Origin of the sequence: Vibrio sp. M260118 (genome assembly GCF_036533755.1) — a bacterium.
In the GTDB taxonomy this organism is placed as follows: domain Bacteria; phylum Pseudomonadota; class Gammaproteobacteria; order Enterobacterales; family Vibrionaceae; genus Vibrio.
The window spans coordinates 1-21,426 of record NZ_JATABG010000050.1 but is presented as its reverse complement, the minus strand read 5'-3'; the positions used below and the strand labels follow the sequence as shown (position 1 = coordinate 21,426).

The 21,426-nt window shown below is 40.8% G+C and carries 24 protein-coding genes; 18 read left to right on the top strand and 6 right to left on the bottom strand.

The features are described from left to right. From QTO00_RS05315 to QTO00_RS05275, 10 genes are all read left to right on the top strand, one after another. Window positions 1-386 (top strand): hypothetical protein (locus QTO00_RS05315; protein ID WP_331423463.1); only part of this gene is annotated, 386 nt, incomplete at its 5' end. Further along, window positions 373-927: a WcaF family extracellular polysaccharide biosynthesis acetyltransferase gene (locus tag QTO00_RS20980; protein WP_443088898.1), complete on the top strand. Its 555-nt coding sequence runs from the start codon at window positions 373-375 to the stop codon at window positions 925-927. The genes QTO00_RS05315 and QTO00_RS20980, both read left to right, overlap by 14 nt. Continuing rightward, a complete protein-coding gene (gene gmd, locus QTO00_RS05310; RefSeq protein ID WP_331423461.1) occupies window positions 860-1,873 on the top strand; it encodes a GDP-mannose 4,6-dehydratase in 1,014 nt (337 codons plus the stop codon). The genes QTO00_RS20980 and gmd overlap by 68 nt, the downstream gene beginning before the upstream one ends. An 83-nt stretch (window positions 1,874-1,956) precedes the next feature. Further along, window positions 1,957-2,916 carry a GDP-L-fucose synthase gene (fcl, locus tag QTO00_RS05305; RefSeq protein WP_331423460.1) on the top strand — a complete coding sequence of 320 codons (960 nt, stop codon included), beginning with the start codon at window positions 1,957-1,959 and terminating at the stop codon, window positions 2,914-2,916. 5 nt (window positions 2,917-2,921) lie between these two features. Continuing rightward, window positions 2,922-4,352 carry a mannose-1-phosphate guanylyltransferase/mannose-6-phosphate isomerase gene (locus tag QTO00_RS05300; RefSeq protein ID WP_331423459.1) on the top strand — a complete coding sequence of 477 codons (1,431 nt, stop codon included), beginning with the start codon at window positions 2,922-2,924 and terminating at the stop codon, window positions 4,350-4,352. Then, on the top strand, window positions 4,352-5,107 hold the full coding sequence (locus QTO00_RS05295; RefSeq protein ID WP_331423458.1) for a glycosyltransferase family 2 protein: 756 nt from the start codon (window positions 4,352-4,354) through the stop codon (window positions 5,105-5,107). Before QTO00_RS05300 ends, QTO00_RS05295 begins: the two co-directional genes overlap by 1 nt. Beyond that, entirely contained in the window at window positions 5,100-6,050 is a 951-nt protein-coding gene (locus QTO00_RS05290) for a glycosyltransferase family 2 protein (protein ID WP_331423457.1), read from the top strand. Before QTO00_RS05295 ends, QTO00_RS05290 begins: the two co-directional genes overlap by 8 nt. Then, the gene (locus QTO00_RS05285; RefSeq protein WP_331423456.1) at window positions 6,051-6,434 is read left to right on the top strand and encodes a GtrA family protein; all 384 of its coding nucleotides are present in this window, start codon (window positions 6,051-6,053) and stop codon (window positions 6,432-6,434) included. It begins immediately after the preceding gene. A gap of 454 nt (window positions 6,435-6,888) precedes the next feature. Continuing rightward, window positions 6,889-8,016 (top strand): hypothetical protein, encoded by a 1,128-nt coding sequence (locus QTO00_RS05280; protein ID WP_331423455.1) that lies wholly within the window; start codon window positions 6,889-6,891, stop codon window positions 8,014-8,016. Between the two features lie 69 nt (window positions 8,017-8,085). After that, window positions 8,086-9,084 (top strand): acyltransferase family protein, encoded by a 999-nt coding sequence (locus QTO00_RS05275; protein WP_331423453.1) that lies wholly within the window; start codon window positions 8,086-8,088, stop codon window positions 9,082-9,084. A gap of 8 nt (window positions 9,085-9,092) precedes the next feature. On the opposite strand, the gene wecA is transcribed toward QTO00_RS05275, so the two are convergent. Next, complete coding sequence (gene wecA / locus QTO00_RS05270; protein ID WP_331423452.1) at window positions 9,093-10,154, bottom strand: UDP-N-acetylglucosamine--undecaprenyl-phosphate N-acetylglucosaminephosphotransferase; 1,062 nt, start codon at window positions 10,152-10,154, stop codon at window positions 9,093-9,095. 59 nt (window positions 10,155-10,213) lie between these two features. After that, window positions 10,214-11,554, bottom strand: coding sequence for a CDP-diacylglycerol--serine O-phosphatidyltransferase (pssA, locus tag QTO00_RS05265; RefSeq protein ID WP_331423451.1), 1,341 nt, complete (start codon window positions 11,552-11,554; stop codon window positions 10,214-10,216). 196 nt (window positions 11,555-11,750) lie between these two features. Between pssA and QTO00_RS05260 the strand changes: the two genes are divergently transcribed. Further along, the gene (locus QTO00_RS05260) at window positions 11,751-12,023 is read left to right on the top strand and encodes a four helix bundle protein (RefSeq protein WP_331423450.1); all 273 of its coding nucleotides are present in this window, start codon (window positions 11,751-11,753) and stop codon (window positions 12,021-12,023) included. Window positions 12,024-12,092: 69 nt separating this feature from the next. Here QTO00_RS05260 and birA read toward each other — a convergent pair whose 3' ends face one another. After that, a complete protein-coding gene (gene birA / locus QTO00_RS05255; protein WP_331423449.1) occupies window positions 12,093-13,061 on the bottom strand; it encodes a bifunctional biotin--[acetyl-CoA-carboxylase] ligase/biotin operon repressor BirA in 969 nt (322 codons plus the stop codon). After that, window positions 13,058-14,104 (bottom strand): UDP-N-acetylmuramate dehydrogenase, encoded by a 1,047-nt coding sequence (gene murB, locus QTO00_RS05250; RefSeq protein WP_331423464.1) that lies wholly within the window; start codon window positions 14,102-14,104, stop codon window positions 13,058-13,060. The genes birA and murB overlap by 4 nt, the downstream gene beginning before the upstream one ends. Window positions 14,105-14,172: 68 nt before the next feature. Here murB and QTO00_RS05245 point away from each other — a divergent pair, with 68 nt between their 5' ends. From QTO00_RS05245 to QTO00_RS05220, 6 genes are all read left to right on the top strand, one after another. Further along, window positions 14,173-14,589, top strand: coding sequence for a GNAT family N-acetyltransferase (locus QTO00_RS05245; RefSeq protein WP_331423448.1), 417 nt, complete (start codon window positions 14,173-14,175; stop codon window positions 14,587-14,589). 57 nt (window positions 14,590-14,646) lie between these two features. Next, window positions 14,647-15,270, top strand: coding sequence for a helix-turn-helix transcriptional regulator (locus tag QTO00_RS05240; RefSeq protein ID WP_331423446.1), 624 nt, complete (start codon window positions 14,647-14,649; stop codon window positions 15,268-15,270). A 118-nt stretch (window positions 15,271-15,388) separates the two neighbouring features. Further along, complete coding sequence (locus QTO00_RS05235; RefSeq protein WP_331423444.1) at window positions 15,389-15,721, top strand: DUF3135 domain-containing protein; 333 nt, start codon at window positions 15,389-15,391, stop codon at window positions 15,719-15,721. A gap of 210 nt (window positions 15,722-15,931) precedes the next feature. Continuing rightward, window positions 15,932-16,222 (top strand): co-chaperone GroES, encoded by a 291-nt coding sequence (locus QTO00_RS05230; protein ID WP_004410737.1) that lies wholly within the window; start codon window positions 15,932-15,934, stop codon window positions 16,220-16,222. A gap of 75 nt (window positions 16,223-16,297) precedes the next feature. Beyond that, window positions 16,298-17,944, top strand: coding sequence for a chaperonin GroEL (gene groL / locus QTO00_RS05225; protein WP_331423442.1), 1,647 nt, complete (start codon window positions 16,298-16,300; stop codon window positions 17,942-17,944). A gap of 226 nt (window positions 17,945-18,170) precedes the next feature. Further along, entirely contained in the window at window positions 18,171-19,337 is a 1,167-nt protein-coding gene (locus QTO00_RS05220) for a nucleotide sugar dehydrogenase (RefSeq protein ID WP_331423441.1), read from the top strand. 187 nt (window positions 19,338-19,524) lie between these two features. Here the strand turns inward: QTO00_RS05220 and QTO00_RS05215 are convergent, their stop codons facing one another. Beyond that, window positions 19,525-19,812 (bottom strand): GIY-YIG nuclease family protein, encoded by a 288-nt coding sequence (locus tag QTO00_RS05215; protein ID WP_331423440.1) that lies wholly within the window; start codon window positions 19,810-19,812, stop codon window positions 19,525-19,527. 28 nt (window positions 19,813-19,840) lie between these two features. Beyond that, window positions 19,841-20,767, bottom strand: coding sequence for a D-2-hydroxyacid dehydrogenase (locus tag QTO00_RS05210; protein WP_331423439.1), 927 nt, complete (start codon window positions 20,765-20,767; stop codon window positions 19,841-19,843). Window positions 20,768-20,851: 84 nt separating this feature from the next. On the opposite strand from QTO00_RS05210, the gene QTO00_RS05205 reads away from it, so the two are divergent. After that, window positions 20,852-21,426: YjaG family protein (locus tag QTO00_RS05205; protein WP_331423438.1), on the top strand; the 575-nt coding region annotated here is incomplete at its 3' end.

Sequence of the window (21,426 nt, the reverse complement as noted above, 5' to 3'; positions counted from 1 at the left end):
GTTCTCTAATTGAACGTTCTCTTAACTTTGAATTAGTTGATGATGTTTCATCCAACGCCAGAGTAACGAAGTTTATTCAAGCTTTATCTAGTACCGAGTCTTCATATTACTTATTAGGCTCGGGGCATGAAAATACTGCTATACTTTGGTATGACGGTTTATTTTCCAATGTAATCGTTTTTTCGGGGTTCGTGGGGTTGACAATATTTTTAGCTATAACCTTCCAATGCCTTCGAAGAATGTCTGTATCCGTTTACTTCTTGCTATTGGTCATTGCTAGTATTATATCAGAGTTCCTTTTATTATCATTTTTGGTAGGTTTCGTTTTATTACTATCTATAGCAGAAAAATCTCTAACTACAGTGTGTAAAGATGAACAGAGTTAAGTTATCAGAGTTTGACAATTCAGAATATATAGTAGGAAAAAGCAAGATTATTATCGCTTTTTGGTTGTTAACATCCCGCATTTTTTTTCGTACTTATTTTCCATGGCCAAATGCCCTGAAGAATTTGTTACTACGTGCCTTTGGTGCGTCTATTGCTGAAAATTGTTTGATTAAGCCCAGTGTACAAATCAAATACCCTTGGCTATTAAAAGTCGGAAAAAACTGCTGGATCGGAGAGCATGTTTGGATCGACAATCTAGTGTTAGTAGAATTAGGAGATAATGTTTGTTTATCTCAAGGTTGTATGTTGTTAACTGGTAGTCACGACTATAAAGACAGTAAATTTAGTTTAATAACTGGCCAAATAAGAATAGGCTCCGGCTCTTGGATATGTGCTAAAGCGCTCGTATGTCCTGGAGTGTCAATAGGTATAGGTGGAGTATTAAGTTCCGGCTCTGTAGCGACAACTGATATTGCTAGTTATACTATCGCACAATACAGAACGTATCGATGCGTTGGTAAACGGCGGTGCAAATATTAAACTGCATTATGGCGATCTTACGGATTCTTCAAACTTAATTCGGTTAGTAAAAGACATTCAACCTGACGAGATCTATAACTTAGGTGCCATGTCACACGTAGCGGTCTCTTTTGAGTCTCCAGAGTATGTTGCTGATGTGGATGGCATGGGTACGCTTCGCCTTCTGGAAGCGATCCGTATCAACGGTTTGGAAAAGAGAACTCGCTTTTATCAAGCCTCAACTTCAGAGCTTTACGGAGAGGTTCGCGATATTCCTCAACGTGAGTCAACTCCTTTTTATCCGCGCTCTCCGTATGCCGTAGCTAAAATGTACGCATATTGGATTGTTGTTAACTATCGTGAATCTTATGGTATGTACGCATGTAATGGTATCTTGTTTAACCACGAGTCACCACGCCGTGGTGAAACCTTTGTAACTCGGAAGATTACGCGTGCGATCGCAAATATCTCTCAAGGCCTAGAGTCTTGCCTAGAACTAGGTAATATGGATGCGCTGCGTGACTGGGGGCACGCCAAAGATTACGTTCGTATGCAATGGATGATGCTTCAACAGGAGCAAGCGGAAGACTTTGTGATTGCTACTGGTAAGCAGATCTCTGTACGCGAGTTTGTTCGCTTATCAGCCAAGGAGGCAGGTATTGAGCTTGAGTTTTCTGGTGTAGGTGTTGATGAGATTGCTACTGTAACCTCTATTGATGAAGTAAAAGCACCAAAAGTGAAAATTGGCGATGTCATTGTAAAAGTAAACCCTCGCTTCTTCCGCCCTGCAGAAGTGGAGACGTTACTTGGTGATCCAAGTAAGGCGAAAGCCAAACTTGGTTGGACTCCAGAGATCACGGTGGAAGAAATGTGTGCAGAAATGGTGGCGTCTGATATCGATAAAGCAAAACAACACGCAGTTCTAAAAGAGCACGGTTTTGACGTTGTGATCTCTCTAGAAAGTTAATTAGACAGTAAAATTTATTTACATATATTGCAGAGATCCTTACTTTGGGCTCTGCTTTTTCTATTTATATTATCGGTGCTAGTATGAAAAGAGTATTTGTTGCTGGTCATAAGGGGATGGTCGGATCAGCGATTGTTCGCCAACTGTCTAAAGACAGTACAGTAGACGTTATTACCAAAGATCGCAATGAGCTCAACCTGTTAGATGGTTCAGCCGTTGAGGCGTTTTTTGCAGCCAACCATATTGACCAAGTGTATCTTGCGGCCGCAAAAGTCGGCGGGATTGTTGCTAACAACACCTATCCTGCAGATTTTATTTACCAAAACTTGACGATTCAAAACAATATTATTCACTCTGCGCATTCAAATGGTGTTCAAGACTTATTATTTTTGGGTTCGTCTTGCATTTACCCAAAGCTTGCACAACAACCGATGCGTGAAGACTCTTTATTGACGGGAACTTTGGAAGAAACCAATGAGCCTTACGCAATTGCTAAGATTGCAGGGATCAAAATGTGTGAGTCTTATAACCGTCAGTATGGTCGTAACTATAGGTCGATAATGCCAACGAACTTGTATGGTGAAAATGATAATTTTCATCCTCAAAACTCTCATGTTATTCCTGCGTTGCTGCGTCGCTTTCATGAAGCAAAATCGAATGGCGATAGTAAAGTCGTTGCTTGGGGTAGCGGTAAACCTATGCGAGAGTTTCTGCACGTCGATGATATGGCTGCAGCCTCGATTTATGTGATGAATCTGGATCAAGAAGTGTACCAAGAAAATACGCTAGAAATGCTTAGTCACATAAACGTAGGTACAGGCGTGGATTGCACTATTCGTGAGCTTGTTGAAACTGTTGCAAAGGTTGTTGGTTTTGATGGCGAAATTGAATTTGATACTACGAAACCAGATGGCACTCCTCGTAAGTTAATGGATGTTTCACGGTTAAAGAGCTTAGGCTGGGAGGCGAAGACGAGTTTAGAAGACGGTTTAACTATGACTTACCAGTGGTTCTTAGATAATCAAGATAACTATCGAGGTTAGCCGATATGCTTATTCCTGTAATTATGGCCGGCGGCTCAGGTAGTCGTTTATGGCCTCTATCTCGCGCAAAGCACCCAAAACAATTTTTAGCGGTAACTGGTGAGCAAACCATGCTCCAACAAACATTAAGTCGCATGGTAGGCCTAGAGCACAATGCTCCGTTTGTTATTTGCAATGAAGAACATAGATTCCTAGTTGCTGAGCAACTTCGCCGTATTGATATCCATCATAGCGGAATACTATTAGAGCCTGTGGGGCGTAATACTGCCCCTGCTATCGCCCTAGCAGCCAAGTTTGCCTTATCTGAACAACAAGCTTCAGGTGAAGATGCATTGATGTTGGTACTCGCTGCTGATCATGTAATTAAAGATACTCAATCTTTTCATCAATCGGTACTAGCTGCAATTCCGTACGCACAACGTGGTGATATGGTCACATTCGGTATTAAAGCCAATGTGCCAGAAACGGGATATGGGTACATTAAAACTGGTAACACTGTTACCGTTAAGGATGAAAGTCGAGGTTTTAGGGTCGATAGTTTTGTCGAAAAGCCAGATCTTGAAACGGCAAAGCAATATTTAGCGGACGGTCGCTATTTGTGGAACAGTGGAATGTTCCTATTTAAAGCTTCTACCTACCTTGACGAATTAGCTAAGTTCAGGCCTGACATGTTAAAAGCATGTGAAAGTGCTTACGATAGTCATTTTGAAGACTTAGACTTTATTCGTATGTCATCGGACGTGTTCTCAACAATTCCTGATGAATCAATAGACTTTGCAGTAATGGAAAAAACAGAGAGAGCTGTTGTCGTACCAATGGATGCAAAATGGAGTGATGTTGGTTCTTGGTCAGCACTTTGGGAGGTGAATAATAAGGATGAGACAGGCAATGCTACCCGTGGTGATGTGTTAACTGAGCAAACACAGAACAGCTACATTTATTCACAGGATAAACTCGTTGCTACAGTAGGTGTGGAAAATCTAATTGTTGTAGAAACAAAAGATGCAGTTTTAGTGGCTGATAAAGATAAGGTCCAAGATGTAAAATCGATAGTAAATCAGCTAAAACAGCAAAATCGAGCGGAATGTCAGCAGCATCAAGAGGTATATCGCCCATGGGGGAGTCATGAGACAGTATCTGAAGGTGAGCGTTACCATGTGAAGCAAGTATTAGTTAAGCCAAAAGAGAAAACAGCACTTCAAATGCACCACCATAGAGCTGAACATTGGGTCGTAGTGTCAGGAACTGCGAAAGTTACGAAAGGGAGTGAGGTATTCCTCCTTACCGAAAATCAGTCTACTTATATTCCAGTGGGAACTCCACACTCTGTTGAGAACCCAGGTCAAGTACCTTTAGAGCTTATTGAAGTTCGCTCTGGTACTTATCTAGAAGAGGATGATATTGTGCGTTTTGACTCTAACGGTATAGGTTACTAATGAAAGTTTCGATTATTACGGCTACATATAATAGTAGTACTACTATATTGGATACGGTGACCTCTCTTGAAGAACAAGACTACCCAAATATTGAGTACATCATTGTAGATGGAAACTCTGATGATAATACTATCGAGTTAATTAATAAAAATTGCTCCAAAGTGTCGGTAGTTATCTCAGAGCCTGATGACGGAATTTATAATGCCTTAAATAAAGGTATTGCTGTTGCAACAGGAGATGTTATTGGTTTTTTGCATTCAGATGATGTTCTAGCTTATTCCAGTGCAATCACAGATGTTGTGAATACTTTTAACCGCAGTGGATCACAATCAGTGTACGCTGACCTGGAGTACGTGAAGAAAAACGACCCATCTGCTGTTGTTAGAAAATGGAAATCAGGTGAATTTAGTAAAAATAAACTAAGATTTGGATGGATGCCTCCTCACCCGACATTTTACGTTAAGCGAGAGTGTTATCAATACTACGGCTCTTTTGATGAAGAGTATAAAATATCAGCGGACTATGACTCCATTGTCAGACTATTATGGCAGGAGGGTATTACAGTATCCTATTTACGTAAGGTCATTATTAAAATGAAGGTTGGTGGTATGAGCAACCGGAATATAAATAACATTATTTCAAAGTCAAAAGAAGATATGGCTATTATGCGAGATAATGGCATGCCAACTTTTACTGCAATTTTATATAAAAATTTATCTAAGATTCCTCAATTTTTAAGGCTTTCCAATGAATAATGTCCCTAAGTTAGCAATTGTTATTCCTTGCTATAACGAAGATTTAATTATTGACAAAACGGTTTTTGAATTATGCCGTTATATGAGTGAAATTGTTGATAGAAAGATTGTTTCAACTGATAGTTATATTGTTTTCGTTGATGACGGGAGCCAAGATGAAACATGGAAAAAAATAAAGGCAGCAAATCAGAAATATGAAAATGTGAGAGGGTTTAAACTATCAAAAAATCAAGGTCATCAAATCGCTTTATGGGCAGGGATGATAAAAGTTAAAGATGATTGTGATTGTGTAATCTCACTTGATGCTGATCTACAGCAAGATATAAATGCAATAGAAAAATTTATTGAAAAGTATAAAAACGGTGTAGAGGTAGTATACGGAGTAAGAAATGATAGATCAACCGATGGGAAATTTAAGAAATACTCAGCAACACTTTTTTATAAATTGATGAGTGTTATGGGGGTCGATATAATAAAAAATCATGCTGATTATAGACTATTGAGTAATAGAGCTAATTTAGCTCTTTTAGAGTACAAAGAAGTAAACTTGTTTTTGAGGGGAATGGTAAACCTTATTGGATTTGAAACCGATACAGTTTATTTTGATGTTAAGATTAGAGAGGCAGGTGAGTCAAAATATACTTTGACTAAAATGTTGGGTTTTGCTCTTGAAGGTATAACATCTTTTAGTGTGGTTCCTTTAAGGATGATCTCTTTTTTGGGTGGTCTTTCATTTATTGGGTCATTCGTAATGACTATATATATTTTACTAGTGTATCTGTTTTCATCTGCAGCCGTACCTGGATGGGCATCAACAGTTCTTCCAATTTATTTTATAGGTGGAATACAAATATTTTCTATTGGTATTGTCGGAGAGTATGTAGGGAAAATATATACTGAAACGAAGCATCGGCCTAAGTACTTCATACGAGAGGAGCTATAGGTGTTTAGTAGTCATTCAATCAAGTATGGGCTAGTTGGTGTTTTTAATACAATTATTGGGTATGGCACAACATTTATTTTGTTCTACTTTCAAATTGTACCTGAGATAGCCAATGCGATTGGATATTTTATTGGTTTCTTAGTGTCTTATTTTTTAAACAAAAAATACACATTTAGTAGTAAAAGAAGACATAGGGAAGATATGCCAAGGTTTTTTGTTGGAATGTTAGTTTCATATTTGGCCAATATCACCACTTTCATTTTTTTATTCAGGTTTTTGGGTGTTAATGAGTTTTTTACTCAGTTTATTTCTGGTGGGGTATATGTCTTGGTTGGATACAGTATATCCAAGTTATGGGTCTTTAATAAAGAGAATCTAATATGACAACAAAAAGATTTTTCGTGATTTATGTGATCATTTATGGATGTTGTATTACTTTTTTTTCAAATTTTGCCGTACTTGATGACCATATTCTAATTTCGACTCTTTTCTCCGGAGAAAAACTGCCGTTTTTTGTTTTTCCTGAAATAGGACGATTTTTTCCTTTGAATGGATATGAACTTAGTGTGTTGTCAAAAATATCGATGTCCCCTGAGTTTTTCTATGCTTTTAATACCATCCAATTTTTTGTGTCTGTTTTTCTTCTATATAAGTTATCATTGAGATTTGTTAATGATGAAAATAGGATGCTGATATTTATATTTTTGATTGGATTAACGTTGACGCCAGGATTTATTACTGCATGGCTGAGGTTGTTTGTCCCGGAGAGAAGCGAAAGCTTTTTTTTGTTAGTGTTCCTATACGCTTTTGTACAATTCAATGAAAGCAATAAGCCTATATGGGCTTTGTTTTCAGTGATATCTGCAACAATATCGCTTTTTATAAAGAAACCGCATTTATCATTGTTGGTGGTTTTTCATTCTTTTATTTGCTGTTTTCTGGAAAACAAGCTAACAGAGGGACTATTTTCCTTTGTTTTTCACTTTTTGCTTCTTGTTTTATATGGGCTGGAATGTATTATTTTGTTGTATATGTTAATCAAGGAGATAGTCTATATGGTAGTAGTTTGATTCCTACTTGGACTAATTTTTTTAAAGTGATTTTTAGTTATTTAATTTATGACCCATTTGTGGTTATGGCCATTGCCCCTATATCCATGGTTAGATTATATAGAATAATTAAATATAAGGATGTTAACCCGACACTCGACGCTCTAATTTTTTCTGGTTTAATTTACTTTTTAGCATACATTTATCTGGGTATATTTCAATATCATTACGCACTACCTGTTTATTTTGTTTCTATTATTCCTGTTTTGTATTATTTTTTAGAGTACCAAAAGAAAATAGAAAGCAGGCTATGTACTTATGCTTTCGCTTTTTTATTCTTAACCAGTAGCATTCCAACGGGATTATACTTATTTGGTTATTATAAATCGACTCCAAACAACTTTCAAAACACAGTTGAGTTTCTTTCAGGTTACATAAAGAATAAAGATGAAAAAGTTATACTTTTTCTTGATGGTGTAAATAGTAATGGCAATGAAGTTTTTCATAGTTTTATCCAGTCTTTGGAGTCTAGAGGTTTAAACTCGAAAGATTTTGATATAAAAAGAAATATTGATGATGTTGGTTCGAAAAATAATTTTTCATCCCAGGATTCAAAATACAGCGCACAGCTTAGTTCTGAACCTAGCACCATTAACAGCGGCGATTTGCTTATTCTCACCCCATTTACTATGAAGTATGTTGGCCTTGATTTAGATTATGTTAATCGTCTAAGTGGAGAGTACAGTCTAGAGTATAGAACTGACGGGATGATTTCTATTCCTCATATATCATTGGTAACTGGAGTAAAACTTTTACTGTCGAAACGTATAACAGGGCAAGAAGCTAGTTCTAAAAATCTATTTCATCAAAACTATTATAGACTTCCAATTAACTATTATGTATTTAAGAGAAAGTAAGGTATTTTATGCGTCTCGAACTATGTGTATGGCTTTCTAAGCTATACTCATAGGCCTCGTTGAGGGAGGGTGAAAGCTCTCCAGGTAATGTTTGGCCACAGTTTTCAGCACCTAGGGTTTGATGTTAGTTATATTCTACAGATTTTTCCTGGCGTCCCTATTTTTTTTGTAGTCAGCGGCTTTCTTGTTTCTGCTTCGTGGGAAAGAAGCTCTTCCTCTAAAGCTTACTTTTTAAACAGGATATTAAGGATTTATCCTGCTTTAATTGTTTGCTTGGTATTTTCGTTACTGGTTGTTTTTATTTCATATGATATTGAAGTTAACGTTGTCGAACTTATTGCTTGGTTAACAGCTCAGATTACCTTTGCTCAGTTTTATAACCCCCAGTTTTTGAGAGGATTTGGAGTAGGGGTACTAAATGGGAGCTTGTGGACAATATCTATTGAGCTACAGTTTTATTTGATTTTGCCAATTATGTACTATGTTTTTGAGCGAATCAATTGGAATAAGCTTGTGTTAATTTCAGTGTTTATCCTTTTATGTGTTATCAATTATTATAGATATTACAATGGGCACCTTTGGGAAAATCTGTTCTTTAAGTTGTTTTGCATGACTATTTTTCCTTACCTTAACATGTTTTTGTTGGGTGTGATATTGCAAAGAAACAAGTTTTTTGTGGAGCGGTATTTGTCGGAGAAAGTGCTTATATGGTTGGCTGTTTATTTATCGTCTATTGTTGTTTTTGACTTTGTTGGAATGAAAACTGTTGGTAATGGTATTAACCCAATATCGGCTACGTTACTCGGGTTATTGACTATATCATTTGCTTATAGTTTTACCGGGTTATTCTCTACAATACTGGGAGGTAATGATATCTCTTATGGAATATATATTTATCATATGATTTTTGTGAATTTATTTTTGCACTTAAGCACATTTGAGCCATTGGTGAGTTTGTTAAGTGTTTTTGTTTGGACTATAGTGTTTGCAATGTTATCTTGGCGCTGGGTTGAAAAACCTATGATAGATATGAAAAAACACAATTATTCCTTCAGAGGTAATAGCTGAGTTACTTTCTAGTCTTTTTGTACTATTCTTATTTTTTTTGTAATTCTCCATATATTGCTGATGAATATTAAGTATATTGTGAAGCAACCTAAAAATGTATACATCATTAAATACTCTGGAATGTTGTAAATTTCTGAATAAATGCCTACAGCCGCATACAATGTAGCTATCGTACAAATAGCTATAAGGGTTTGAAAAGAAGTTAAGCCAAGCCTTTGAAATATGTGATGAAGGTGCTCTCTGTCGGGTTTAAAAGGTGAATCGCCCCTACGAATTCGTCTGATCATAATTGCTGTCATGTCCATCAATGGAACGGCTATTAACCATAGTGCTGTCACAGGGCGTAATGGTGGAGCCGTTCCATTTTGACTTGATAGCAATAAAAGCCAGATGACAGTGAAACCAATCAACATACTGCCAGCGTCGCCCATAAAAACTTTTCTTCGTCTACCAAAAGCCCCCAAGTTTAAGAGAATATAAGGGAGCATTGTCACAACTAAGACTAAGCAGATGTAAGCTAAGTTTTGCTGTCCGTCGTATGCGAGCATTATCCCCAGTCCACCAAAGGTAACAATTGACAGCCCACCAAGCAGACCATCAATTCCGTCGACCATGTTGAATGCATTGATGGCGCCAACGACAGCTAGAATCGTAACAAAGTAACCAAACCAACCTAAGGTGATAATCTCACCAGTCCCCAATACATCGCCAATGGTACTAAGCTCTATATCACCAATGACCATCATTGCTACAGATAGCGCAGCTTGGATTGCAAACCTTAATTTGAAGCTTATGTCATACTTGTCATCTAAAGCCCCAACTCCCACTAGAATTAAGATACAAGCTACATATAAGTTGTTATTAGGAAGAAGTGTTGGGTTGTTAAATAAGAAATACAACAGGGAAATACAAATGGATATCCCACCAACAAGCGGAATCGATCCATTATGCTGCTTTCGAGTACTTGGTTTGTCCACAAGTCTCACTCTTTGGGCTACTTTTCTCATAGTAAATGTCGTTACTAATGAAAAAAAGAACAGAAACGATAGATCAACAAATGGAATTAACAAGTTTAAACCTTTATATTCTTTGAATACTTATATGACGAATTAATGAACTACTTATTAGATCACAAAATTTGCCTCAACACCCGATCTGCACTAACTCTTGTTATCTTGCGCATCAACTTTTGAACCGCTTCCGGATAATCTTCTGCTTTCTCTAGCTGTTTGTAGGTGCATATCAGCTGAGTGTGCTGGAGGATGTTTTCAGCTTCTTGCTCAAACTGGGGAGTTAGATGGTGGTAGTTATCTTGAATTAGAATAGCATTCTCGAGATCTAAGCTCCATGCCCTTGGGTTCAGGTTGTTACCTGTGATTAGCATGTAGCGTTTATCTACCCAAATACCTTTTAGGTGGAAGCTGTTCTCTTCATGCTTCCATAGATGGATCGAAAGCTTACGACTAGCGATATTGGCCTCGTTCGATTTTGCGAATTGGCGTAAATTTCGCTCGTAAAGGTAAGGCAAACCACCAATGGTCTTAAACTCTTCTTCTGGTGAAATGTAGAAGTCATTGGCGGTTTTGTCGCCGACAACAATAGTCACTTTTACACCGCGCTTAAGCGCTTTCTTCACTTCCTTGGCTACGCTGCGTGGGAAGTTGAAATAGGGTGTACAGATGAAAATTTCATCTTTCGCTTGTGCAAGTAATTGGTTGATACCTTGGTTGAGTTTATTGCGTTTTTTACCCACACCAACAATTGGCGTTACAGCCACTTGCTCTTGAGAGACCGTCTGTGACTCAAATTGATATGAGGATTTTGCAAGAGAGGCTCTAAGTTGACGAATTTGCGCTTTGATCTCTTTGGTTGCAGGCTTGCGTGGGCAAGCTAAGTTGTTCACAGCAGGATGTTCGATCATTTGTAGTTGAACAAAGCTTGCCATGCTATCGGCGAGAGCTTTGTTCTTTAAAACATGGTAACGATCAAAGCGATAACGCTCTTTGTAGTTGAGGTATATGTTATTGAGGCTCGCACCACTATAGATAACTTGGTCATCGATAATGAAACCTTTTAGATGTAAAACACCAAACACTTCTCTGCCTCGAACCGGTATACCATAGACAGGAATTTTGTGTTCGTATCTGTCCGCAAAGCTTTTATACATCGATGCATTGGTTTCACCAGGCTCTGCACCTATCAAACCGCGCTGTGCTCGGTGCCAATCGACGCAAACATTGATTTCCAATCCAGGATTACGCTGCTTGGCATCATAGAGTTCAGTTAAAATCTCTCGTCCTGCTTCATCATCTTCTAAGTAGAGAGCAACTAGGTAGATTCGTTTACTTGCCTGTCGAATCGCCTCGATTAATCGAGTGCGAAAATCTTTGGCTGCAAAGAGTGTCTCAAATTGAGAGGGATCTTGCGCCAAAGTAGGAAGTTGTTCGAATAAGTTCCTATTAGTCATCATGTTGGACGAGTTACCTTTACTTAAAGTGGACAGGGATATTAGCAAACAAAGTTAGAAGTTTCGAGTAACGGGTTGCGAGTTGGAGTTACTAGTCACGGGTATGATTTGCTTATTGAGCATGATAGGTCTTTTTTCACTCAATGGTTATCTCTTCTCGTAAGAAAATGAAACAATGAAGCTCAACTAGGACCATCTAATGAAACACGAAAAATTAGAAATCTGGAAACGTAGCTTTAACCTTAGTTGCTTGGTTTATCAATCGTTTAAACAAATCCGAGATTACAGTTTTAAAGATCAGGTTTGTCGTTCTGGGCTTTCGGCTCCTAGTAATATCGCTGAAGGATTGGAGCGAGCTTCTAATAAAGAAAAAGCTCATTTTCTTTCGGTAGCGAAAGGCTCACTCGCAGAGCTAAGAACTCAGTTACTTATTGCGATAGAAATCCAATATATCTCCAAAGATATCGGTTAAAGCATGGCTGAAGAGCGTATACATCTAAGTCGAATGCTCGGAGCTTTCATAGTCAAACTTCGAAACTAGTTACTCATGACTCGAAGCTCTTAAGCTTATCTCTCCACCAATATAGCTTTCAAGCCCGGTTTCTGTCTCTAAAAGCACAGCGCCTTGTTCGTTGATTCCGCGTGCTATACCGGTAATTTCACGCGGCCCAATAAGCAGTTTTACAGGACGGTTGATAAAGTTGTCGAGTCGGTTCCATCTCTCTACAAATCCTGACATGCCATGCAGTTCGTAATCTTCTAGGGTTTGATGCAACGTCGATACCATTGTTGTTGCAAGTTGATTCCTATCCACATCCTGTTGGTCGGCGACTTCGTATAAGCTAGCCCATGGTTGAGTGATGCCCTCGGTCTGCTCTGACATCATGAGGTTGAGTCCCATACCAATTACAAGATTGGCTGCTCCACCTGCTTGTCCTGACATCTCGACTAAAATGCCAGCTAACTTCCTATCTTGATAGTAAAGATCGTTTGGCCACTTTAGCTTAACGCCTTGTAGGCCCATTTGCTCGAGGGCCTCTACAATAGCGACACCAACAACTAGGCTTAACCCCATTGCCGCCGCCATACCTGCGTCCAAACGCCAAAACATAGACATATACAAGTTCGAACCAAAAGGTGACACCCATTCTCGCCCTCGACGGCCTCTGCCTTTTGCTTGATACTCAGCAAGACATACCGAGCCTGACTCTAAACTATCGACTCTGTCGAGCAAATATTGGTTGGTTGAATCAATAATCGGTATTAGTTCGACCTGGTTTTTAAGTTTGCTCTGAATTTTTTCATGATTGAGAAGTTGCAAAGGCTTCGCTAGTTGGTAGCCTTTGCCTTGGACACGAAATACGTCAACGCCCCAAGCTTGAATACCTTTGATGTGTTTGCTGATTGCAGCTCTGGATACGCCTAGCTGTTCCCCAAGTTCTTCCCCGGAACGGAACCCGCCTTGTGACAGTAAATCTAGGATAGCGAGTTTGATTGAATGATCTTTCATTGCTCACTTCCTATGATGGCCTGCAAATTAGTTTCACCATGGGCACCTATGAAGCGAACCTCATGCTCTAAGCTGATTTGATACTTATTAAACACTGCAGTGCGTACTTTTTCCGCTAACTGAACAATATCACTGGCTGTTGCGTTATCTTTATTGACCAAGACCAAAGCTTGGTGCGGATGGACTTGGGCTCCACCAATAGTCGTGCCTTTGAGCTTGCACTGGTCAATCAACCAACCCGCTGCGATTTTCATTCCTTTATCAACTGGGTAAGCGACCATATCTGGAAATTGCTGCTGTAGCTGCTCGAACTGCGCGTTTGAGATCACCGGGTTCTTGAAAAAGCTCCCAGCGTTACCTGTCACAGTCGGATCGGGTAACTTCTCCATGCGAACTTGGCATACGCGATTGAATATCTGTTCGGCGTTTAGTTGTTCTTCAGGCAGAGATTTAAGTGGTCCATATTCATTGTTTGGTTGCCACTCTTTCGCCAGTTTCAATCCTACCGCGACTATCACCGCTTTTTGGTATAAGGCATGCTTGAAAATCGAATCTCGATAGCCAAATTGACACTCTTTGGCACTCATTCGTTTAACGGTTAAACTGTCAAGACAAAGAATGTCGACATACTCACAAACGTCTTTCAGCTCAATACCATAGGCACCGATGTTTTGGATTGGCGCACTACCTATACAACCAGGGATCAGAGCTAAGTTTTCCAGACCGGGATAATGGTTTTCAATACTCCACTCAACTAAAGAGGGCCAATCTTCGCCCCCAGAAATATGTAGGTGCCAGTGATGCTCGCTTTCACTAACTTCTTTTCCGAGCAGTGAGTTTAAGATCACGACACCTTGAAAAGCCTGGGTGAACAGCATATTACTGCCTTTGCCCAACATAAGTTTAGGTAGATTTGCCCAATCACTGTTTAGATAAATTTTCTTTAGGTCATCTATTGAGTTGGCTTCCACTAGGTATGCACATTGCTGAGAAATTGAAAACGTGTGGTAGGGACGTAGGTCGGCGTTAGCTGTTATTTGCATTGGCTTCATCGGGTAATCTAAACTGCGAGCATTCTACCCTAATTTGAAGTTTGGTGATAATGAGCGCAATGCATATTGAAACTTTGGATCCAATTAAGCTGCCTTTGGTGTCGCGTTTGTATAAAGCGCACTATCCTTCGGGGAAAGCAAAGAGCGATGAGTTAACCATTGTTGGCACCATCGAACACAAGATTGTTTCTGTCGTCCGTTATAGATCTATTGAACAGTTTCGTTTGCTAACCGGTATGTTAGTGCTTCCTGCTTATAGAGGGGGAGGCCTAGGGCACCAACTTATGGAGTATTGCGCGCAGCATGTTTTAGCGGCAAATGATTTCTGTTTTTCTTATGCTCATCTTGAGGGGTTTTACGCTCAGCATGGTTTTGAGGTGATTGATGTTGGGCAACTACCCAATCCACTCAAAAGCTTGTTTGATCGTTATAGTCGTAAAAAACAGCTCGTCCCCATGCAATATCTCCAGCGGTAAAGCATTTGCTTTATAAAGCTATTGCTCCATAATATTTTTGTGATTGAAGGAGCAAGCATGAAGAGTGCTGACAAAATACTACAAACGATAAAAACTGAAGGAGCGGTGACGGCAAAACAACTCGCTGGTAAGCTTCATATGACAACGATGGGCGCTCGTCAGCATCTGCAAAGTTTGGAACGTGATGGATTGCTGACGTTTGAAGACCTTAAAGTTAAGGTTGGTAGGCCAACCCGTCATTGGTCTTTAACTCAAAAGGGCCATGCACACTTTGCTGACCGTCATAGTGAATTAACTATTCAAGTGATGGATGCTGTTGAAAACCTGTTTGGCAGTGAAGGATTACAAAAAGTCGCCGAAGAACGAGAAGCGAAAACACTCACTTACTATCGACAAGAGTTAAGCTCTGCTTCAGATGTATGGTCAAAGCTGCTAAAACTGGTTAGTTTGAGGCAGCAAGAGGGTTATATCGCTGAGCTTGAACAGACAAGCTCAGGGTATCGATTAATTGAGAATCACTGCCCGATTTGCAAAGCTGCAACTCGTTGCCCGAGCTTATGCCGTTCCGAGTTGAACATTTTTCAAGCGCTGCTAGGCTCCGATTTATCTGTTGAACGAACGGAGCACATCGTCGCTGGGGAACGTCGCTGCGTTTATCAGATAAAACCAATAGAAAAGTAGACTGCCACTTTTAAATTCTCATATTTGAGATTTTATTGCGGAGGTTCACCAATCCCTAATAACTCGCCTATCCTTAAGAGATGGTGTTGATAATTCCATCACCACCAAAGGAGGCAACATGAGTTCACCACTAGTTAATCAAATCTTACCTTCTTTTGATGAGTTAATGGAACTCGCAGAGCATAATCCCGAGGGTTTTGCCCAGTTTAAACAGGAGATGTGTGAAGAGCTGATTCTCTCAGCGTCTAATGGCATGCAAGATAGGCTTTGGGCTCAGCAAAGCCACATTGATCGTGTCGTGGGTAATTGTAAAAACCCCAACCATGCCAACGTGGTGCTGATGCGAGAACTTGTCTCGCAAATGGTTAAGTTCCAAGATGTGCTCGATGGTGATGTCAGCGACCAAGATACTCAAAGCGCTCAGATAATTCCTTTGGATGATTGGCGTTAGGTAATTTTGCCGCCATACGCAGGTGTGGACATCTACGACAGCACTATTGTTGAATCCCTTCTTCTCTGAACCAGATCACAGAAATCCGCCTATTGCCCCTTGGTTTTCCTAGAATTGCCCCACATATAGTTAGCACAAGACTTTGAAGCCTTGTGCTTTTTGCGCATGGCCAATCATCAACAACACAATTATTTTCAGGAGAGACGACCGATGAACATTCGTCCATTACACGACCGAGTTATCGTAGAACGCCAAGAAGTTGAATCTAAGTCAGCTGGTGGCATTGTTCTAACTGGTTCTGCTGCAGAGAAATCGACTCGCGGCGTAGTTCTAGCTGTAGGTAAAGGCCGCATCCTAGAAAACGGTACTGTGCTTCCGTTGGACGTTAAAGTTGGCGACACAGTTATCTTTGCTGAAGGTTACGGCACTAAAACTGAAAAAATTGACGGTAAAGAAGTACTAGTTATGTCTGAAAACGACATCATGGCTATCGTTGAGTAATAGCAATCATTGAGTAATTTTTTGCTCAAATTCAAATATCAATCCAATCAAAGAATTTAGAAAAGGAAACTAAAGATGGCTGCTAAAGACGTTAAATTTGGTAACGACGCACGCGTAAAAATGCTAGAGGGTGTAAACGTTCTAGCTGACGCAGTAAAAGTAACACTTGGCCCTAAAGGTCGTAATGTAGTTCTAGATAAATCTTTCGGTGCACCAACTATTACTAAAGATGGTGTATCTGTAGCGCGCGAAATCGAGCTTGAAGACAAGTTCCAAAACATGGGCGCGCAAATGGTTAAAGAAGTGGCGTCTCAAGCAAACGACGCTGCGGGTGACGGTACAACAACGGCTACTGTACTTGCTCAGGCTATCGTTAACGAAGGCCTAAAAGCAGTGGCTGCAGGCATGAACCCAATGGATCTTAAGCGCGGCATTGACAAAGCGGTAGTTGCTGCTGTTGAAGAGCTAAAAGCGCTGTCTGTTCCATGTGCTGACACTAAAGCGATTGCTCAGGTAGGTACTATTTCTGCGAACTCTGACTCAAGCGTAGGTAACATCATTGCTGAAGCGATGGAAAAAGTGGGCCGTGATGGTGTTATCACTGTTGAAGAAGGTCAGGCTCTGCAAGATGAGCTAGACGTGGTTGAAGGTATGCAGTTCGACCGCGGTTACCTATCGCCTTACTTCATCAACAACCAAGAAGCTGGTTCTGTTGACTTAGAAAACCCATTTATTCTTCTAATCGACAAGAAAGTTTCAAACATCCGTGAACTTCTTCCAACGTTAGAAGCAGTAGCAAAAGCATCACGTCCTCTACTAATCATCGCTGAAGATGTTGAAGGTGAAGCACTAGCTACTCTAGTTGTGAACAACATGCGTGGCATCGTGAAAGTTGCGGCGGTTAAAGCGCCTGGCTTCGGTGACCGTCGTAAAGCTATGCTACAAGACATCGCTATCCTAACGGGTGGTACGGTAATTTCTGAAGAAGTAGGTTTAGAGCTAGAGAAAGTGGTTCTAGAAGACCTAGGCCAAGCGAAGCGTGTTGCGATCACTAAAGAGAACACAACTATCATCGATGGTATCGGTGAAGAAGCAATGATCTCTGGCCGTGTTACTCAAATTCGTCAGCAAATCGAAGAAGCAACTTCAGACTACGATAAAGAGAAGCTACAAGAGCGTGTTGCTAAACTGGCAGGCGGTGTGGCGGTAATCAAAGTTGGCGCAGCAACTGAAGTTGAAATGAAAGAGAAGAAAGACCGCGTAGAAGATGCACTTCATGCAACTCGCGCTGCGGTTGAAGAAGGTGTCGTTGCAGGTGGTGGTGTTGCACTAATCCGCGCAGCTTCTAAGATTGTTGACCTAGAAGGCGACAATGAAGAGCAAAACGTCGGTATCCGCGTAGCGCTACGTGCAATGGAAGCGCCTATTCGTCAGATCACTAAGAACGCTGGTGACGAAGAGTCAGTAGTAGCGAACAACGTGAAAGGCGGTGAAGGCTCTTACGGTTACAACGCTGCTACTGGTGAGTACGGCGATATGATTGCAATGGGTATCCTAGATCCAACTAAGGTTACTCGCAGCGCACTTCAGTTTGCTGCATCAGTGGCTGGTCTAATGATCACAACTGAAGCTATGGTCACTGACCTACCTCAGAAAGATGCTCCAGCTATGCCTGATATGGGTGGTATGGGCGGCATGGGTGGCATGGGCGGTATGATGTGATCATCGTCTAGCTAACTCATAGCTATTTAAAACGGAGGCTTCAGTCTCCGTTTTTTGTTATACAGTTGGATTCTCATATCTAATACGGGAAGATCTTAATCTACATCGCTCTTGGTGGTAACATGCTTGCCTAATCAGCTTAACGCTCATATATCAAGAAGATATAATTGATAATAGCGGATGTTATGGTCGGGCAGTTTTTAGTTTTGGTTTATAAGGGGTAAGTATGAAAATCGCTGTAGCGGGTACTGGCTATGTTGGCCTATCTAATGCCATGTTATTAGCGCAAAACCACCAGGTGGTAGCGTTAGATGTTGTTGAGAAGAAAGTTGAGTTACTTAATAACAAGGTTTCACCTATTGTTGACACTGAAATAGAAGACTTTCTCGTCAACAAACCACTTAGTTTCATTGCCACGGTTGATAAAGAGCAAGCATATCAAGGTGCTACCTTTGTGATCATTGCAACGCCTACGGATTATGACCCTGAGACGAACTACTTTAATACCTCGTCTGTTGAGTCTGTTATCCGTGATGTGATGGCAATTAACCCAAATGCAGTTATGGTGATTAAGTCAACCGTACCTGTTGGTTATACGGAGCGTATTAAACAGGAACTTGGCTGCGACAACCTTATCTTCTCGCCAGAATTTTTACGTGAAGGTAAGGCCCTGTATGACAATTTACACCCGTCACGTATTATTGTTGGCGAACAAAGTGAGCGCGCTCGACAGTTTGCAAACTTGTTGGTTGAGGGGGCAGAAAAGCAAGATATTGAAGTCCTTTTGACTAACTCTACAGAGGCTGAAGCAGTTAAGTTGTTTTCAAACACTTACCTAGCCATGCGAGTTGCGTACTTCAATGAGCTAGATTCATATGCGGAAGCACATGGACTAGATACTCGTCAAATTATTCAAGGCGTTGGTTTAGACCCCCGTATTGGCAGCCACTACAATAATCCATCTTTCGGATATGGTGGTTACTGCTTACCGAAAGATACCAAGCAGTTATTGGCTAACTACCAGAATGTTCCAAATAACATTGTTGGTGCGATTGTTGATGCCAATCGTACTCGCAAGGACTTTATTGCTGACTCAATTCTTCAGCGTAAGCCTGAGGTTGTTGGTATTTATCGTTTAATCATGAAAGCGGGTTCGGATAATTTCCGTGCCTCATCAATTCAAGGCATCATGAAACGCTTGAAAGCAAAAGGAATTACCGTCGTCGTGTATGAACCAGTACTTGAAGAGGATGAGTTCTTCCATTCAGAAGTAATGCGTGATTTGGATGCGTTTAAAGCAAAATCAGATGTAATTGTCTCGAACCGCATGGCTGAAGAGCTTGCTGATGTTGCAAAAAAGGTATACACCCGCGATTTGTTTGGTTCTGATTAAGGCCTAACGGAGACTTAGGCTGCCATGCATGCGTCAGTCTAGAATCGAGTTATCTGGAATCTGTTGTTATTGTGTCCTTGAATAGATTCTGAATCACGCTCGTGCCTCGCTGTTCAGAATGACGGCGTCAAATCCCGTCATTCCGGAAGTGAGGAACGAACTATCCGGAATCTGGTTTTAAAATCCCCTATAGTGTGTCGTACAGATCTAACCATTCAGGGTTGACGCTGTTGATGAGATCGTTTTTCCAAGTTCTTTTCCAGTTTTTCAGTTGCTTCTCTCGTTCAATGGCTGCTTCCATAGTTTCATGTAATTCATAAAACATAAGGTAGTGAATCTTATATTTTGCTGTAAAGCCATCGATAGCATTCGTCCTATGCTGCCAAATCCGCTGTTGAAGCTGACTTGTTACGCCAACATATAGAACATTGCGATTGGCTGAAGATAAAATGTAAACACAAGGCTGCCTATCCATAAACGTGCCCCCTGGCTACTGCTTTTGTTCAGTAGCCCTTACCCAAATCAACTGTATTGATGAGCCCAAACCCGTCTCGCCAGCGCTGGTAGTTTTCCGTAAAAATATCGACCACTTGCTCTGGGAAGCTTAAAGCCGCGATATGAGGTGTAATCGTTATTGCGTCATGTTGCCAGAATATATGACCGTTATCGAGCGGCTCTTGCTTGAATACATCAAGGAAAGCGTGGCTGATATTTCCATCTTCAAGTGCTGTTAATAATCCTTGTTCATCTACGGCGCTACCTCGGCCAACATTAAACAGTAGCGCTCCTGAACAGTGGCCTAAACTATTTGCGTTGAGGATATTCTCTGTCTCAGGTGTATTAGGTAAGGTGTTGACCACGATATCTGCTTGTTTGAACGCAGTGGCAAGCTCCTGAATATGGAAGGTGGATTCAAAAGGGGAGTGCTTGGCTGGAATACCACTTCTGTTGACTCCAATTGGCTTAATAGCAAAGCTTTTAGCGACACTAGCAAGGTGGGCTCCTATCGAACCTGTACCTAGGATGACCATCTTCTTATTCGCCAAAGACTGGTAAGGTTTTGGCTGCCACTGGTTTTGTGACTGGAGCTGGCGATAGTGATTGAAGTGGCGGTAGTAGTCTATCGAGTAGCCCAATACAAACTCGGCGATTTGTTGGCCAAAGATACCTTTGACATTGGTTAGCTCACCTGAGAAGTCGTCTAGCTTGCTAGCTAGAGCATCAACCCCGGCGTAGATAGACTGTATCCACTCAAGGTTAGGGAACTCATCAAGATGTTTTGCCGCCAGCGGTGGTGAGGCGAGTAGGATGTTCGCCTCATCGCGGGAGGAGGTTATTGCCAAGTCGGGAAGAGCTGTTTGTTTTAGCAGTTGTTGGTATTTGGTGTTGTCTTCGGTAAGAAGATAAACTTTATCTGTGAAATTGTTCATCGCCTTGCTTTTTTCCCTGTTGGTTATCAAGTACACTTTCGCTGTCTAATTCAGCAACTAGGTCAACTGACCCTAAGAGTCTCTATGCTACAGAACCCTCTTCAGCTTCGTCTTGAGAAGTTAGAACCATGGCAACAGATTACCTTTATGGCAAGCCTGTGTGAACGTATGTACCCAAACTATGCGATGTTTTGTGATAGTACTGAGTTTGCCGAGGCACGTGTTTACCGTGATATTTTAGACAGTATCTGGGAACAGCTCACGGTCAAAACTGCGAAAGTGAATTTTGAACGCCAACTAGAAAAGCTAGAAGAGATCATTCCAAGCTCAGAAGACTTCGATTTCTATGGTGTCTATCCGGCAATTGACGCTTGTGTGGCTCTATCTAATCTGCTGCATGGCTTGTTAGACAGAGACTACTTGTCTGAAAATATGCACAAGGTGAGTCAGCAGTCAGTGATGACGGTAGCTCAATTAGAAGAAGCTCAAACCGGCGAAGAGATCACTAACGAAAATCAAAAGCAAAATGAAGCAGTCTGTGGTGAGTGGGATGTGCAGTGGGCTATTTTCCGCCCGCTGAAAGACGCTGAATCTCGCGATATCGAGCTGATTAAAGATTTACGAGTAGAACTTCGTGATGAAGGTGTCAGTAATATTGG

Coding starts and splice junctions, on each gene's coding strand:
- QTO00_RS20980 (WP_443088898.1), top strand. CDS start 373: ATGAACAGAGTTAAGTTATCAGAGTTTGACAATTCAGAATATATAGTA.
- fcl (WP_331423460.1), top strand. CDS start 1,957: ATGAAAAGAGTATTTGTTGCTGGTCATAAGGGGATGGTCGGATCAGCG.
- QTO00_RS05300 (WP_331423459.1), top strand. CDS start 2,922: ATGCTTATTCCTGTAATTATGGCCGGCGGCTCAGGTAGTCGTTTATGG.
- QTO00_RS05295 (WP_331423458.1), top strand. CDS start 4,352: ATGAAAGTTTCGATTATTACGGCTACATATAATAGTAGTACTACTATA.
- QTO00_RS05290 (WP_331423457.1), top strand. CDS start 5,100: ATGAATAATGTCCCTAAGTTAGCAATTGTTATTCCTTGCTATAACGAA.
- QTO00_RS05280 (WP_331423455.1), top strand. CDS start 6,889: ATGGGCTTTGTTTTCAGTGATATCTGCAACAATATCGCTTTTTATAAA.
- pssA (WP_331423451.1), bottom strand. CDS start 11,554: ATGATGACTAATAGGAACTTATTCGAACAACTTCCTACTTTGGCGCAA.
- QTO00_RS05260 (WP_331423450.1), top strand. CDS start 11,751: ATGAAACACGAAAAATTAGAAATCTGGAAACGTAGCTTTAACCTTAGT.
- birA (WP_331423449.1), bottom strand. CDS start 13,061: ATGAAAGATCATTCAATCAAACTCGCTATCCTAGATTTACTGTCACAA.
- murB (WP_331423464.1), bottom strand. CDS start 14,104: ATGCAAATAACAGCTAACGCCGACCTACGTCCCTACCACACGTTTTCA.
- QTO00_RS05245 (WP_331423448.1), top strand. CDS start 14,173: ATGCATATTGAAACTTTGGATCCAATTAAGCTGCCTTTGGTGTCGCGT.
- QTO00_RS05240 (WP_331423446.1), top strand. CDS start 14,647: ATGAAGAGTGCTGACAAAATACTACAAACGATAAAAACTGAAGGAGCG.
- QTO00_RS05235 (WP_331423444.1), top strand. CDS start 15,389: ATGAGTTCACCACTAGTTAATCAAATCTTACCTTCTTTTGATGAGTTA.
- QTO00_RS05230 (WP_004410737.1), top strand. CDS start 15,932: ATGAACATTCGTCCATTACACGACCGAGTTATCGTAGAACGCCAAGAA.
- groL (WP_331423442.1), top strand. CDS start 16,298: ATGGCTGCTAAAGACGTTAAATTTGGTAACGACGCACGCGTAAAAATG.
- QTO00_RS05220 (WP_331423441.1), top strand. CDS start 18,171: ATGAAAATCGCTGTAGCGGGTACTGGCTATGTTGGCCTATCTAATGCC.
- QTO00_RS05215 (WP_331423440.1), bottom strand. CDS start 19,812: ATGGATAGGCAGCCTTGTGTTTACATTTTATCTTCAGCCAATCGCAAT.
- QTO00_RS05210 (WP_331423439.1), bottom strand. CDS start 20,767: ATGAACAATTTCACAGATAAAGTTTATCTTCTTACCGAAGACAACACC.